Source organism: Microbulbifer zhoushanensis (assembly GCF_021729055.1).
In the GTDB taxonomy this organism is placed as follows: Bacteria; Pseudomonadota; Gammaproteobacteria; order Pseudomonadales; family Cellvibrionaceae; genus Microbulbifer; species Microbulbifer zhoushanensis.
On record NZ_JAJSAO010000001.1, the window covers coordinates 153,360 to 166,960 of the forward strand.

Annotated in this window: 10 protein-coding genes and 1 pseudogene; 3 read left to right on the plus strand and 8 right to left on the minus strand. The window is 63.0% G+C overall.

Annotated elements, in window-relative coordinates:
- Positions 1-73: 73 nt before the first annotated feature.
- The 3 genes and pseudogenes from LVD10_RS00670 to phhA form a co-directional block, all read right to left on the minus strand.
- Positions 74-1,702 carry an aminotransferase class V-fold PLP-dependent enzyme gene (locus LVD10_RS00670; protein ID WP_237061373.1) on the minus strand — a complete coding sequence of 543 codons (1,629 nt, stop codon included), beginning with the start codon at positions 1,700-1,702 and terminating at the stop codon, positions 74-76.
- 135 nt (positions 1,703-1,837) lie between these two features.
- Positions 1,838-2,308 (minus strand): Lrp/AsnC family transcriptional regulator, encoded by a 471-nt coding sequence (locus LVD10_RS00675; RefSeq protein ID WP_232942253.1) that lies wholly within the window; start codon positions 2,306-2,308, stop codon positions 1,838-1,840.
- Positions 2,309-2,579: 271 nt separating this feature from the next.
- Positions 2,580-3,428 (minus strand): annotated as a pseudogene (gene phhA, locus LVD10_RS00680) (phenylalanine 4-monooxygenase); the annotation flags it as partial.
- A 169-nt stretch (positions 3,429-3,597) separates the two neighbouring features.
- Here phhA and LVD10_RS00685 point away from each other — a divergent pair.
- Positions 3,598-5,034: a TyrR/PhhR family helix-turn-helix DNA-binding protein gene (locus tag LVD10_RS00685; protein ID WP_369413269.1), complete on the plus strand. Its 1,437-nt coding sequence runs from the start codon at positions 3,598-3,600 to the stop codon at positions 5,032-5,034.
- Between the two features lie 32 nt (positions 5,035-5,066).
- On the opposite strand, the gene LVD10_RS00690 is transcribed toward LVD10_RS00685, so the two are convergent.
- The gene (locus LVD10_RS00690; RefSeq protein WP_232942259.1) at positions 5,067-5,426 is read right to left on the minus strand and encodes an Mpo1-like protein; all 360 of its coding nucleotides are present in this window, start codon (positions 5,424-5,426) and stop codon (positions 5,067-5,069) included.
- Between the two features lie 263 nt (positions 5,427-5,689).
- On the opposite strand from LVD10_RS00690, the gene LVD10_RS00695 reads away from it, so the two are divergent.
- Positions 5,690-6,913 carry a CaiB/BaiF CoA transferase family protein gene (locus tag LVD10_RS00695; RefSeq protein WP_232942261.1) on the plus strand — a complete coding sequence of 408 codons (1,224 nt, stop codon included), beginning with the start codon at positions 5,690-5,692 and terminating at the stop codon, positions 6,911-6,913.
- A 57-nt stretch (positions 6,914-6,970) separates the two neighbouring features.
- On the opposite strand, the gene LVD10_RS00700 is transcribed toward LVD10_RS00695, so the two are convergent.
- The 3 genes from LVD10_RS00700 to LVD10_RS00710 form a co-directional block, all read right to left on the minus strand.
- Positions 6,971-7,531 carry a serine acetyltransferase gene (locus LVD10_RS00700; protein WP_237061382.1) on the minus strand — a complete coding sequence of 187 codons (561 nt, stop codon included), beginning with the start codon at positions 7,529-7,531 and terminating at the stop codon, positions 6,971-6,973.
- A 149-nt stretch (positions 7,532-7,680) separates the two neighbouring features.
- On the minus strand, positions 7,681-9,705 hold the full coding sequence (locus tag LVD10_RS00705; protein WP_232942265.1) for a CocE/NonD family hydrolase: 2,025 nt from the start codon (positions 9,703-9,705) through the stop codon (positions 7,681-7,683).
- A gap of 38 nt (positions 9,706-9,743) precedes the next feature.
- The gene (locus LVD10_RS00710) at positions 9,744-11,063 is read right to left on the minus strand and encodes an ATP-grasp domain-containing protein (protein ID WP_237061384.1); all 1,320 of its coding nucleotides are present in this window, start codon (positions 11,061-11,063) and stop codon (positions 9,744-9,746) included.
- 227 nt (positions 11,064-11,290) lie between these two features.
- Here LVD10_RS00710 and LVD10_RS00715 point away from each other — a divergent pair, with 227 nt between their 5' ends.
- Positions 11,291-11,944 carry a lysozyme inhibitor LprI family protein gene (locus LVD10_RS00715; protein WP_232942269.1) on the plus strand — a complete coding sequence of 218 codons (654 nt, stop codon included), beginning with the start codon at positions 11,291-11,293 and terminating at the stop codon, positions 11,942-11,944.
- A 97-nt stretch (positions 11,945-12,041) separates the two neighbouring features.
- Here LVD10_RS00715 and asnS read toward each other — a convergent pair whose 3' ends face one another.
- Positions 12,042-13,442, minus strand: a complete 1,401-nt coding sequence (asnS, locus tag LVD10_RS00720; RefSeq protein ID WP_237061386.1) for an asparagine--tRNA ligase — start codon at positions 13,440-13,442, stop codon at positions 12,042-12,044.
- Between the last annotated feature and the right edge of the window lie 159 nt (positions 13,443-13,601).

The window sequence follows — 13,601 nt, forward strand, 5'->3', positions numbered from 1 at the left end:
CCGCATCCATTATCCACGGAAGCCGGCGCAGCGGAAACCACCGAGGCAATGTCGCCCCGGCAGGGGCGAACATTCAGAGGTTGAACCAGCGCAGGTTCTCGGCCCGCTCCGACAGGATCGGTTGGGCGCAGGTCTTGCCCTGTGGTGCGCGCAGGATCTCCCGTGCTTCCGCCAGGAAACCGTCCAGTGCGCCGGTCACCGGGGCCGGGATGTCGGTGCCGGCACTGTCGATCTCCAGCTGCAGTGGCGGTTTGGCCGCCTCGCCCTGGTAGCGCCACACCCCGCCGGCGGCGTCATACTGGTAATAGGGTAGAAGCCGGTAGCCCTCTGCGGCGATGATCTCGATGGCCTCGATCAGGTAATCGGCAGTCTCCTGGTCGAGGAAGTAATTGAAGTTGAGGCGCACCCAGCCTGGCTTGAGGATACTCTCGCCCTCACTGACCAGTTGTTCCAGCGCGGCGCTCTGTTCCGGGGTCAGGTGCAGCAGCTGGTGGCCGTAGGGGCCGGCACAGGAGCAGCCACCGCGGACCTGGATGCCAAACAGGTCGTTCAGCAGGGCCACCACAAACCCGTGGTGCAGGGGCTTGCCGTCGCGAAGAATGTGCATCGATACGATGCTCACCCGCGGTGCCCCGGTACCACCGAGGATCTCGATATTGGGGTTCTGTCCCCAGCGGCTGAAGGCGCGGTCCAGCCACTGGGCCTCCCGCGCCTCGATCTCAGCCGCGCCTACCCGGTCTTTCAGTGCAAAGACCATACCGGCGCGCACGGATTCCACGATGGCCGGGGTGCCGGCTTCCTCGCGACGCTCACCGGCGGGGAGGTAGGTGTGGCTCTCGGGGCCCACCCAGGAGACGGTGCCGCCTCCGGGTACCGCCGGCTGTTCCGCCGGCAGCAGGGATTTGCGCACCACCAGCAGGCCCGGCGTGCCGGGGCCACCGACGAACTTGTGCGGTGACAGGAACAGCGCATCCTTGCAGGTGCTGTTGCCATCCCCCTGCATGTCGATCTGGACATAGGGCCCGGCGGCGGCGTAATCCCAGAACGACAGGGCGCCGTGGCGATGCAGCAGTGCGGTCACGGCATCCACGTCAGTGCGGATACCGGTGACGTTGGAGGCGGCGGAGAAGCTGCCGATGCGTAGGGGGCGGTCCGCGTACTGGCGCAGTGCCTGTTCCAGCGCCTCGAGGTCCACGCTGCCATTGTCGCCCTGTGGAATGGTCACCACCTCCGCGACTGACTCGCGCCAGGGCAGGTCGTTGGAGTGATGCTCATAGGGGCCGATAAACACCACTGGCCGTTGTGCCGCGGGGATTTCCGCAGAGGCGGCGCCGAAGCGCTGGTAATGGTCGGCGCGCAGTCCCAGGCAATCCACCAGCCGGTTGACCGCGGCGGTGGCACCGGCACCGCAGAAAATTACCGCGTGCTCTTCTCCGGCATTGACGGATTTGCGCACCGCCGCCCGTGCCTGCTCCCGGAAAGCTGTGGTCTGGCGGCCCGTCGCCGATGTCTCGGTATGGGTGTTGGCATACCAGGGCAGGACCTGGTTACGAATGGCATCCTCGATAAATGTCAGGCCGCGACCGGATGCGGTGTAGTCGGCGTAGACCAGTGGCCGGGTGCCGAAGGGGGTGCTGAGCGGCAGGCGCTCACCGATGACGCTGGTACGGATACGCTCGAGAAGGGGGGCAAGGTCTTGCATGTCTACCTCTACTGCCTGACGGCCCGGGACGCGCCCCGGGCCCCACGCCGGCAGTGCTTCCGCTGCGTGGGGTGGTGCGTGGCCCGCCGTCGATCGTTGTTAAAATTATCGGGTACGGTACTCGAGCGGCCGGTGTCACTCTCCGGAGGGGATCGGCAGTTCGGTGGTGCTCTTGATCTGCTCCATGGCAAAGTTGGAGACAATATCGCTGATGCCCACCTGGCGGATCAGTTCCTTGTAGAAGCGGTCATACGCGGCGATATCACTGACTACGATGCGTAGCAGGTAATCGTACTCACCGGCCATGCGGTAGCAGTCGACCACCTCGGGCAGTTTTGCCACCAGGGCCGCAAATGATTCGGCCCACTCGGCTGTGTGCTGGTCGGTTTTCACCTGGGCGAAAACCGATACCGGCAACCCCAGCACCTCCGCATTCAGGAGGGCCACCTTGCGGCGGATGATGCCGCTTTTTTCCAACTTCTGGATCCGCCGCCAGCATGGGGTCTTGGTCAGCCCCACACGCTCGGCCAGCTCTTCAATGGAGAGGCTAACATCTGATTGCAGGATAGCAAGAAGTTGTCTGTCAATCGCGTCAAGTGAGGACATTGTTCTACAAGGCTCCCTATAACGCGGGGTGTGTATCCCTGAACCGTAAACTGGGGGCCGTCAATGGCAACAAAATACCCCGGCTAATTTGTATGCAGTGCGGGGATCCGACATTGGGAATCGTTGGCCTCTCACTGCACTCACACCGGTAACGTTAATCTCCGGTGAGGCGAGTCGGTAGCCCGGATTTCTCCCCGGGGCTGGGGAGTGGGGAAGCGGGAGGTGGGCATTGCCGAATGCGCGCCACAGGGGGCCTGTGGCGCGTACCGGGTCAGGCTGCGTTCTTGGGCGGGAAGCGGGGCTCGAACAGGCCCCGGTCGATGGCCTCGCGCACATGGCTCATCAGGTCTATTTCGGTGAGCTCCTGCAATTGCTGCAGGTCGTTCAGCACGTAATAAATCGGCTGTACGATATCGATGCGGTAGGGGGTGCGCAGCGCATCGAGCACGTCAAAGTCGTAGCGGGCCGGTTCATCGCCCAGTGCATACAGGGTCTCCTTGGGAGAAGACAGGATACCGCCGCCGTAGATGCGCAGGCCGTCACTGGTCTGCAGCAGGCCAAATTCCACCGTAAACCAGTACAGGCGGGCCAGGTACGCACGCTCCTTGGGGGATGCCGCCAGGCCCAGCTGGCCGTATTTCTGTGTGAAGTTGGCAAAAGCCGGGTTGGTCAGCATGGCGCAGTGACCGAAAATCTCATGGAAAATATCCGGTTCCTGCAGGTAATCGAACTCCTCCGGGGTGCGGATAAAGGTGGCGACCGGGAATTTGCGGTCCGCCAACAGCCCGAAAAAGGTCTCGAAGCCGATCAGGGCGGGCACCCGTGCAACTTCCCAGCCGGTCTCCCGACGCAGGACGCTGCTGACTTCTTCCAGTTGCGGGATGCGGTCCCGGGGCAGGTCCAGGAGCTCGAGGCCGCGCAGGTATTCGTCGCAGGCCCGTCCGGGCACCACTTCCAGCTGGCGTTCGATCAGGCGCTGCCAGGTCTGGTGCTCCACATCGGTGTAGTGGATATAGCCCTGCGCGTCCGGCTCCCGGGCCACATACTTGCTCGGTTTCTTGCCGTTGGCTTGTGATTCTTTCTTCATGGCTCTGTTCTCCCGTCGCTCCGCTTTTGACGTCCCTGCGTGCCGATGGCCGCAGGGTCCCGCGGGCGCGTTAACTCTTTGTTGTTATCACCCGTACATTCTTAGACAGGCGCAGGCCCGAACGGCAGTCCCCGGGGCCCATAGTTGCGCCCTGGGGTGCGCCGGGACTAAGATTTCTGTAAATAATTGTTTACAGATTCTTATGCGAATAGAAATAACATGTGAAAATCGTGTAGGTATATTGCAGGAAATTACGGCCATATTTGCCGATTTTCGCGTTAACGTGACTTCCGGTGAGCTCGGTGGCGACAGTGGTGACAAGGTCTACCTGTCGGCGCCGGGGATGCTCAATACCCAGTTCAGCGCGATCGAGAAATCCCTGTTGCAGGTGCCCGGCCTGAAACGGGTACGCCGTATTTCCCTGATTCCCTCCGAACGCCGCCACTTCGAGCTGGACACACTCCTGCGCCATGTCTCGGAGCCGGTACTCTCGGTCGACCGCGAGGGGCGGGTGGTCGCGGCCAACCTGGCCGCAGCACGGGCCTTCGGCGTCAGTATGGACCGGGTGCCGGGCATGCAACTGCAGCGCTTCCTGCCGCTGCTGCAGGTGGCGGAGTTACTGCGGGATTTTGCTGTGCCACGCTATGGGGTGCCGGTTACCGTGCGCGGGCAGGATTTCCGGCTGGAGTGGGTACCCATTGCACTGGGGGACGACAGCGCGGTGGAATCCCTCGCTGGCGCAGTGTTGACCCTGCAGCCAGACGCAGATACAGCGGCCCTGTCGCGACTGCCATCACCGGTAGCGTTGTGGGATTTCGATCTTCGCCGGCAGGCCTGCCTGGACCTGCAGGAAATGGCGGCGTTGGCGTCGCCGCTCTTGATAACCGGAGAGGCTGGAAGCGGCAAGAGCACCTTTGCCGGCGCGGTTCATTACCTGTCGCCGCTGGCTTCCCGGGGGGACTGTATGCGCCTGGATCCTTCCCCGGGATTCGAGGCTGGCTTGCCTTCCGGTGCTTGGCCGGATGCCGGAACCCTGGTGATCGAGGAGCCGGAGCGGCTGGCTCCGGCCGCGCAGCAGTCACTCCTGCGGCAGCTGCGGGCGCTGCCCCGAACCGTCCGGGCAGTGGCCACGAGCCAGCAACCCGCGCTCCTGCAGCCGGCCCTGGCCCAGTTTTTCTCTGAACTGGTACTGGAGCTGCCACCCCTGCGCAGTATGCGTCCCGCGATCGGCCGTTTTGCCAGTGCGACATTGCGAGAGCTGGGTAAACCCGGGGCGGCGGGTCAGCGGGAAGGGCTGGCCCTGGGCGAGCAGGCTGCGGAGTGCCTGCATGGGTTTGACTGGCCCGGTAACTTTGCCGGCCTGCATGATTGTCTCGCCGCGGCCGTGCGCCGCTGTCGCGACCGAGGGGCAACGGAGATCAGCGCTGGGGACCTGCCACAGCCGGCACGGGCGGGAGATGGACTGCCGCTTGACTGGGCGCGGGGCCTGGGTTACCGCGAGGTGATGGACAAGGTGGAGCTGGGGCTGCTGCAGGCGCTGCTGGAGCAGCGCCTGTCGACCCGCGAAATGGCCCGCAGGCTGGGGATTTCCCATACGTCAGTAGCCAACAAGTTGCGCCGCCACGGCCTGGCCCGCTGAGGCCGGGCGGCTCCTCAGCTGTTGTCCGCGGTTCAGCGCTGGATCCGCCCCAGCAGCATATCCCGGAACATCACAAAGTCGCCCAGCAGGCTGTAGAGGGGGTGCCTGAACGTGGCGGGGCGATTGTGCTCAAAGAAGAAGTGGCCGGCCCAGGCAAACCCGTATCCCGCCAATGGCATGGCCAGGAGCCAGAGCAGGTTGCCGGTAACCAGCGTGAGCAGCAGCAGCGCGATCACCAGTGAAGTGCCGACAAAATGCAGGCGCCGGCAGGTGATATCGGCGTGCTCACCCAGGTAATAGGGATAGAAGTCGGCGAATGAGCGGAATGCTTCCGGTTGGCCTTCCTCTCCAGGTGTTGAAGTGTGGGACTCTTGCCGGGATTCTGTCGTCATCACTGGGCCCTCCTGTGCTGGGCAGTGTGGGTATTTTTATTCTCGCCAAGAGTGTACGCCCGTACGCGGCCGGCTCCAAGCCGGTCGCCGGCGGTAAACTCCGGCGCCATTCCCTGTGGTGGGGCCTCTCCCCGGGCACCGGCGAAGCTTCTGGCAACAGCGCGCCGGAGAATCTGGTAGTCTGCGTTCCGGATTTGAGCCCGCCGGGCCTGTGCCACCATTGCAGTAGGTCACGGGTGTGAAGAATAAAGGAGTACACAGTTATGCCGGGTCCGCTTTCCCACCTGAAGGTTCTCGACCTGAGCCGGATTCTCGCCGGCCCCTGGGCGGGGCAGGTCTTTGCCGATTTCGGTGCCGAGGTAATCAAGGTTGAACGCCCCGAGCGCGGCGACGACACACGCCACTGGGGCCCTCCCTACCTGAAAGACGGCCAGGGTGCCGACACCAGTGAGGCGGCTTACTACCTGAGCGCCAACCGGGGCAAGAAATCACTGACCCTGGATATCACCACGGAACAGGGACAGCAGATTGTGCGTGACCTTGCGGCGCGCTGCGACGTGCTGCTGGAGAATTACAAGGTGGGTGGCCTGGAGAAATACGGGCTGGATTACGCGTCCATCCGCGAGATCAATCCCGGCATCATCTATTGCTCCATTACCGGCTTCGGCCAGACTGGCCCCTATGCCAACCGCGCCGGCTACGACGCCATGATCCAGGGCATGGGAGGCCTGATGAGCCTTACCGGGGTGCCCGAGGGCCAGCCGGGCGCGGGCCCGCAGAAAGTGGGTGTCGCGGTTGCCGACCTGATGACCGGGATGTACGCGGTGTCGGCGGTGCTGGCAGCGGTGATCCACCGGCAGCAGACCGGCGAGGGCCAGTATATCGACCTGGCACTGCTGGACACCCAGGTGGCCTGGCTCGCCAACCAGGCGCAGAATTTCCTTACTTCCGGTCGCAGTCCCGAACGCCAGGGCACTGCCCATCCCAATATCGTTCCTTACCAGGCGGTTCCCTCCCGGGACGGTTATTTTATGCTGGCGGTGGGCAACGATGACCAGTTCAAGCGCTTTTGCCAGATTGCCGGCCTGCCAGAAGTGGCGGAGCAGCCCGCGTACGCTACCAACGCGGCGCGGGTGCTGGCGCGGGAGAAGCTGGTTCCGCTGATCGAGCAGGCGACCCGGGAGCGGGATTCGGACTGGTGGCTGGAGAAACTCAGTGAAGCCCACGTACCCTGTGGGCCGATCAATAACCTGCAGCAGGTATTCGGGGACCCCCAGGTGCAGGCGCGGGAAATGGTGGTGGAGCAGGAGCACCCGACCGCGGGCACTGTGCGTACCGTGCGCAACCCGGTGCTGTTTTCTGCATCGCCGCTGCAATACGACCAGGCCCCGCCGGTGCTCGGCCAGCATACCGAGGAGATCCTGCGGGACCTGCTGGGCAAGGGCGCCGGCGAGATCGAAGAGTTGCGCAAGCAGAAAATTGTCTGATTACGGGGGCTGACCCGGGGGGAGCAGAGAGGCTGCCCCGGGTTGTACTGCCGGTGTTCACTCCGCCAGTGTTGCAGCCCAGTCCGTTGGGGACTCACCTGGAATTGGCCCGGAACTTTCCCGCCTATCGCTCAATGTGCTGGTCCTGGCGACCTGTGCGGGAATGCCGACAGCGACGGCACCGGCGGGAATATTCTCCAGAACCACCGCGTTGGCGCCAATACGCGCATAGTCACCGATGGTGACAGGCCGGATAATTTTAGCCCCGGCCCCGATGTCGACATTGCCCCCCAGGGTGACCCCGTTCACCAGGGTGACCTGCTGCAACAGCAGGCAATTGACTCCCACACTGGCACCGGGGTGAATGACAACCCCGTTGGGGTGGGGCATCTGCAGGCCGCCGCCAATGCGACAGTTCAGGGGGATATCCGCCCCGGAAACGATGCTCCAGAAGCGGTGGCGCACTACCGCCAGCTTGCGGCGGAGCCTGTCCAGTGGACCGCTGCCGGCAGACTGGTACTCGCGTATGCTTTTCAGCAGCCTGCGCGATGGGTCCCAGAAGCCCCTGGGCTGTTCGCGCGTCCAGTCGGGCTCTGTGGCGGAAATCTCCTGTGGCATCCCTGTTATTCCATCCCTGTATTTTCCACTTGCTGCGGGCGGGGTTTGCCCGCGCCGGCGTCCGGGCAGACAACATAGCATTGCTTGCCGGATCCGGGAAATGAAGAAAGCAGAAAGGAACAGCCTGCAGGCACCGGCCAGTGAACTGGTCAGAGGAAATCCCGGGGGATCTTCCGTTGCCAGTTTTCCGCGTACACCCGGCCATCGCCCTCCCAGGCATCCAGTTGTGCGTGGATATAGAAAAAGTCCGCATCCGCAGTGAGCACTGTGCGTGTGGTGGTGCGCACAGACCAGTCGCCACGGGAAAAAGTGCGTTCGGTACGGGTCTCGCCCTTCAGGGAGTTGAAGTCGTTTTCCTGGAACGTGTACCAGTTCCAGATGCGGCTGGCGAACTCCAGGTCGATCTCATCGATGCGGATCAGGCCGTCATCCTTGATCACCTCCAGGGTCCAGATATCCTCGGCCAGGTCTGAATGCACCAGCCAGTTATTGTGTGGGGACTTGATATATTCAGATTGTTCCGGCTTTGCTCCCACCGGTTCGTCGAACTGGATATCCGCATCGCTGGCGCGGGGCTTGCGCAATGGCAGCACCAGGTTGCTGGAGGAGCAGTAAATATCCAGCCTGACCGGCCGTGGTGGCGGCCAGGCCAGGGCCCAGTAGGAAGTCGATACGCTCACCCGCAGTCGGTGGCCCTTCGGGAATACCTGGGCGACATGGTTCATTGCCACGTTGATGCGGTATTTCATTCCCGGCACCAGCTCTGCGGGTTTGTCGTGCCCGTGCCTGTGGGCCAGGTTGAACAGGCCGTAGGTAACCCGGGTCGCGGCCCCGTTGGGATTTACATCCGAGAGCCGCACCGCGACCATCGCCATCGGTTGCGATGAGGAGAGTTCAATCTCCATGCGCGGTGCGCCAAGGATCTCGATGTCGTCCTGCAGGGGTGCGCTCTGGAATACCAGCGCTCCGCCATCCTCCTGGCGCTGGTCGTGGGGCAGGTCGGGGGCGGCGGTGTACGAGCACCATTTACCGGCGAACAGGCCAACGCTGAGGGGGGACTGTACGCTGAGCACATTCTCCATCACACAGGGTGGCTCGTTGCCGAACAGTATCCGGTAGGCGGAGAGATCGTAGACACGCTCGATGATATTGTCCGAGGGCCAGCTGTCCTCGCCGACCCAGCGCCCCGGCCGCTGCCAGTAGTATGTGGTGGGGGGAACACTGTCCTGCATCCACGCCCGCAGGGTGGGTTCGCGGGTAATACCGGTTTCTTCTCCCTTGAGCCACTGGTCCCACCAGCGCAATGCCTCGCCGAGGAAGTCGATGGCCGGGCCCGGTATTCCCTGGTGGGGATACTTGTGGCCCCAGGGGCCGATCAGGGCCATGCGGGGCCCCTGCAGGTGCTGCAGCAGTCGGAAGATGGCGTTGGTATAACCATCGGCCCAGCCGCCCACCAGCATCGTCGGGACCTGGATGGCGTGGTAGTTCTCGCTGACGGAACCGTGTTCCCAGTAGCCATCCCGGTACTGGTGGCGCAGCCAGATATCCAGCCACAGGCCACTGCCGCGCAGTCGCTCCAGCCACATATCGCGCCACCGGTCGCCCACCAGTTCGGGGTCCGGTGGGCAGGTATTGATGGAGAACATGGTGGTGGCCTCCGACAGGTTGTCGGTGAGCAGACAGCCGCCCATGTAATGCATGTTGTCGACGTAAAGGTCGTCGGTGGAGCAGCAGGACACGATGGCCCTGAGCGGTCCGGGGCGCCGCGCGGCCACCTGCAGGGCATTGAACCCGCCCCAGGAAATACCCTGCATGCCGACACTGCCGTCACACCAGGGTTGCCGCGCAATCCAGTCAATGGCCTCCACCGCGTCGCTGAGCTCCTGCTCCCGATACTGGTCGATCATGACGCCGCTGGACTCGCCGCTGCCACGGAGGTCCACGCGCACACAGGCGTAACCATGCCCGGCATAGTAGGGGTGCATGATGGAGTCACGCAGGCGCGTTTTATCCCGCTTGCGGTAGGGAATATATTCCATGATGGCCGGTACCGGCCGCTGGGGGGCATCCTCCGGCATCCAGATACGCGCCGCCAGCCAGCCGCCGTCCGCCAGCGGGATTTCGATATGTTCGATCGCGGTGATCTTGCACGGGAATTCGGTCACTACCCGCATCGACACTCCCCAGGCGAAGGCTTGCGTGAACGCTGATTTCAGAAGCGAACGCTCTCGAACTGGAACGGCTCGAAACTGCGCCCGTCTGCAAATTCGAATCTCAGCTGGCCGGCCAGTTTCCGGTAGGTTTCCAGGAGTTCATCCTGGTCCTGGGCGCCCAGGCAGATATCGGCTATCTCATAACTGTAGCTGTCCTGGCCTGGCAGGTCGCTCAGTTGCTGGCCCTCTTCTACGATCGGGTGGATGCGGCAACCGGGGATTGACGCTTCCAGGGCCCGTATTTCCGCCTCCGGGGGGACGCGGGTGACGACGGTGTCGTGATAGCGGCGCAACATGAATTTTGCGGCACACCTGAACGGGCCCTGGAGTATGGAAAAGTCCGTGACGCGGTCGAGCGCGACGTCCAGGGCCGCTTCGTGGTTCGAGACGCCGTGGACCTTGACGAACTGGTCACTGTGGGACTGGGAAATCCGGGTATTGATTTCCAGCACCCGGAAACTGTCGGTGGCCGGGTCCCAGAAGAACTCGATCCCGAAGGCGGAGTTGTCGAAGCCGATCTGGCGCAACAGGCGCTCGCCGGCGGCACAGATCTTTTCCTGCGCATAATCCGGCCACACTGACGGGTATTCGTAGCGGGTGAAACTCTGGTTGCGGCTGTCCTTGACGGTATCGACAATCCCGTGAACCCGGTAGCGCCCATTGATCATGGTGCCCTCGATACCGCATTGCTTGCCGCTCAGGAGCTTTTCCGCCAGGCACCAGTTGCCATCCACTGAACCGACCTCGGGCGGAATGTCGACCCGGTCGAGGGCGTAATTGAGCAGCTCCCCCAGCTGGCGGATCTCGCCGCGAATAATGCCGATTGCGCGGTGGAAGCCCGCTTCGTCCTCGACCCGGAAGCCGAGCTGGGAGGAGTGGCTGACCACTGGCTTGAGCCAGAACGGGAAGCCGAACTGGAGTTGGCCCAGGGGATCGTCCCCAAACGGGTCCACCGGGCAGAAGTCCGGTATCCAGTCGGGCAGGGCGGCACGCTGTTCCAGCCGGCTCCAGTACTTGTGCTCGCATTTCAGCACCGCCAGCAGGTCTGCCGAGCGCAGGCCGTGTTGCCGGCAGAGGATGGGGTGCAGGGTGCTGGAGGGGAAGTCCCAGTGGTTGATGATGCCGGCGAGCTCGCCGTTGTAGGCGCTGACCTGCTGTTCGGCGTCGTCGAGCAGTTGCGCCATGGGCCGTTCGGGAAACCAGACGATCTCGTCGTCGGTAAAGAGTTTATGCCAGTGGAACTGTTCTGCACCGCGCACCGCATTCAGGTACTCGCGGTGCAGGGGCGCGAGCCCAAAAACAAAAAACTGCCTGGCCATGTCACTCCCCGTGGGCAGGTATATAAACATCAGGTTTTTGCAGCATAGCAGCCCAGATCTGGCCGAGTGCTGCATGCCGGTGTTGAATTCCTGTATTTCCACAGCGGCTTTCAGTCGGTGAACTTCCGGGTCAACAGGAAAGATTCCTGCGCCAGTGCTAGATTGGTAAAAGACGAATTCCAAGACGGTGAGAAGTGATGTCTGTCTCAGGTTTTCGGCGCAGGGCAATGCCCCTGGTCGGTTGTTTCCTCGCGCTATGGGTTCTTTCGTTACTGGCCATGGATGCCCAGGGGGCGGCGAGCCGGGTCAGTTGCGGAGACCTTTCAGGCCTGGCAATAGAAAACCTGGTGTGCCAGGACGCGGAGCTGGGCGCCCTGGATCGCGTGCTGCGGGAGGTGATGGACGGCGCCGCGACCTTGCGGGATCTCGGTGGGGCGGCGCGCAAGCGCCTGCAGGCCTCCCAGCGCGACTGGCTGGAATCGCGCAATGGCTGCTGGCAGGCGGAAAACCCTCGCACCTGTGCATTGCGCCACTATCGTCGCCGCATCGCCGAATTGCAGGTTGAGCTGGCGCTGGCTGGCCCCGCGCGGGTAACCCGGTATGACTGTCGTGGCGAAGCCCTGACCCTGCGATTTTACGATACCAGCGTCCCCTCACTGACAGCAGCGTTCCGCGGCCGGGATATCTTTATGGTGCCCCCCGGGGGTGTCCCGGGCAGGCGCTATGCGGGGGCATCCCTGACCCTGGAGCTGGGCGATGGCGAGCTGCTGTTGCAGCCTGCCGGCAGCGCGGACGCCCCCCTGAGATGCGTTGACAGTCGCTGGTATGCAGGCCAGCAACAGCACCGCAGCGCGTTCGCCCAATGCGGGGACCGGCCCTAGGTCAGGGCGGTCACCAGTTTTCTGGTCGCGCCAGAAACAAAAAGCCCCGGCTTCGGGCCGGGGCTCTGGCGGTGCGCTATCGGTCAGTTGATAGCGATCAGAAGGCTGCGTTGCGCGGTGTGCGCGGGAAGGGGATCACGTCGCGGATATTGCCCATGCCGGTGACGTAAGACACGATCCGGTCGAAGCCCAGGCCGAAGCCCGCGTGGGGTACGGTGCCGTAACGACGCAGGTCCCGGTACCAGTCCAGGTGCTCTTTGGGGATTTCCATTTCGTCCATGCGCGCGTCAAGCTTGTCCAGTCGCTCCTCACGCTGTGAACCACCGATGATTTCACCAATACCCGGGGCGAGGACATCCATCGCCGCGACGGTCTTGCCGTCGTCATTCATGCGCATGTAAAACGCCTTGATGTCCTTGGGGTAGTTCATTACCACAACGGGCTTTTTGAAATGCTTCTCGGCCAGGTAGCGTTCGTGCTCGGAAGCCAGGTCGATACTCCAGGAAACCGGGAACTCGAACTTCTCCTTGCAGTTCTCCAGGATCTCGATGGCCTCGGAGTAATTGATACGTGCAAAGTCGTTCTCGACGATGTTTTCCAGCCGGCTGATGGCTTCCTTGTCGATGCGCTGGGCAAAGAATGCCATGTCATCGGCACGCTCTTCCAGTACTGCCTTGCACACGTATTTCAGCATCTTCTCTGACAGCGCTGCGATATCAGCCAGTTCGGCGAAGGCGATCTCGGGCTCCACCATCCAGAATTCCGCCAGGTGGCGGGTGGTGTTGGAGTTTTCCGCGCGGAAGGTCGGGCCGAAGGTGTACACCTTCGATAGAGCCAGGCAGTAGCTCTCCACATTCAGCTGGCCGGACACGGTGAGGAAAGTCTCCTCGCCAAAGAAATCCTCATTGAAATCCACCGCACCCTTGTCGGTGCGCGGCAGGTTCTCCAGGTCCAGGGTGCTGACGCGGAACAGCTCGCCGGCGCCCTCGCAGTCGGATGCGGTGATGATCGGGGTGTGTATCCAGTTGAATCCCTGCTCGTGGAAAAAGCGGTGGATCGCCTGGGCGATGCAGTTGCGCACGCGGGCCACGGCGCCGCCCACGTTGGTGCGCGGGCGCAGGTGCGCGTGTTCGCGCAGGTGCTCCATGGTATGGCGCTTGGGGGACATGGGATAGGTGTCCGGGTCCTCGACCCAGCCCACTACATGGACTTCGCTCGCCAGCAGCTCGATTGCCTGGCCCTTGCCCTCGGACGGCTTGATGGTGCCGACAATATCGACGGCACAGCCGGTGGTAAGGCGCAAAACCTCGGACTGGTAGTTGCTGATGGATGACTCGACCACCACCTGCAGGGGATCGAAGCAGCTGCCATCGTGGACCGCCAGGAAGGACAGCCCGGCCTTGGAGTCGCGGCGGGTACGGATCCAGCCCTGCAGCCGGGCCTGTTCGCCCTCGCGACCGCTGGATTTCAAAAGAGTATCTACAGACTCGACTTGCATTGTTCTCGCTCTGTATTGGCTAGTCATCGGCGGTGCCTGAATTTTGCACAGTACCGCGCGGGTCAATTACGGCGGGCATATTGGACTGTTGGCGAGCGGAAATCCAGCCCCCGGGCGGGTCCCAGGGGGGTGGTGGAACCTGGGACGCGCCCTGCGGAC

Bases quoted from the DNA above. Each gene is read 5' to 3' on its own strand.
- LVD10_RS00670 (WP_237061373.1), bottom strand. From the start codon at position 1,702: ATGCAAGACCTTGCCCCCCTTCTCGAGCGTATCCGTACCAGCGTCATC.
- LVD10_RS00695 (WP_232942261.1), top strand. From the start codon at position 5,690: ATGCCGGGTCCGCTTTCCCACCTGAAGGTTCTCGACCTGAGCCGGATT.
- LVD10_RS00710 (WP_237061384.1), bottom strand. From the start codon at position 11,063: ATGGCCAGGCAGTTTTTTGTTTTTGGGCTCGCGCCCCTGCACCGCGAG.
- asnS (WP_237061386.1), bottom strand. From the start codon at position 13,442: ATGCAAGTCGAGTCTGTAGATACTCTTTTGAAATCCAGCGGTCGCGAG.
- LVD10_RS00675 (WP_232942253.1), bottom strand. From the start codon at position 2,308: ATGTCCTCACTTGACGCGATTGACAGACAACTTCTTGCTATCCTGCAA.
- LVD10_RS00700 (WP_237061382.1), bottom strand. From the start codon at position 7,531: ATGCCACAGGAGATTTCCGCCACAGAGCCCGACTGGACGCGCGAACAG.
- LVD10_RS00705 (WP_232942265.1), bottom strand. From the start codon at position 9,705: ATGCGGGTAGTGACCGAATTCCCGTGCAAGATCACCGCGATCGAACAT.
- LVD10_RS00690 (WP_232942259.1), bottom strand. From the start codon at position 5,426: ATGACGACAGAATCCCGGCAAGAGTCCCACACTTCAACACCTGGAGAG.
- LVD10_RS00685 (WP_369413269.1), top strand. From the start codon at position 3,598: ATGCGAATAGAAATAACATGTGAAAATCGTGTAGGTATATTGCAGGAA.
- LVD10_RS00715 (WP_232942269.1), top strand. From the start codon at position 11,291: ATGCCCCTGGTCGGTTGTTTCCTCGCGCTATGGGTTCTTTCGTTACTG.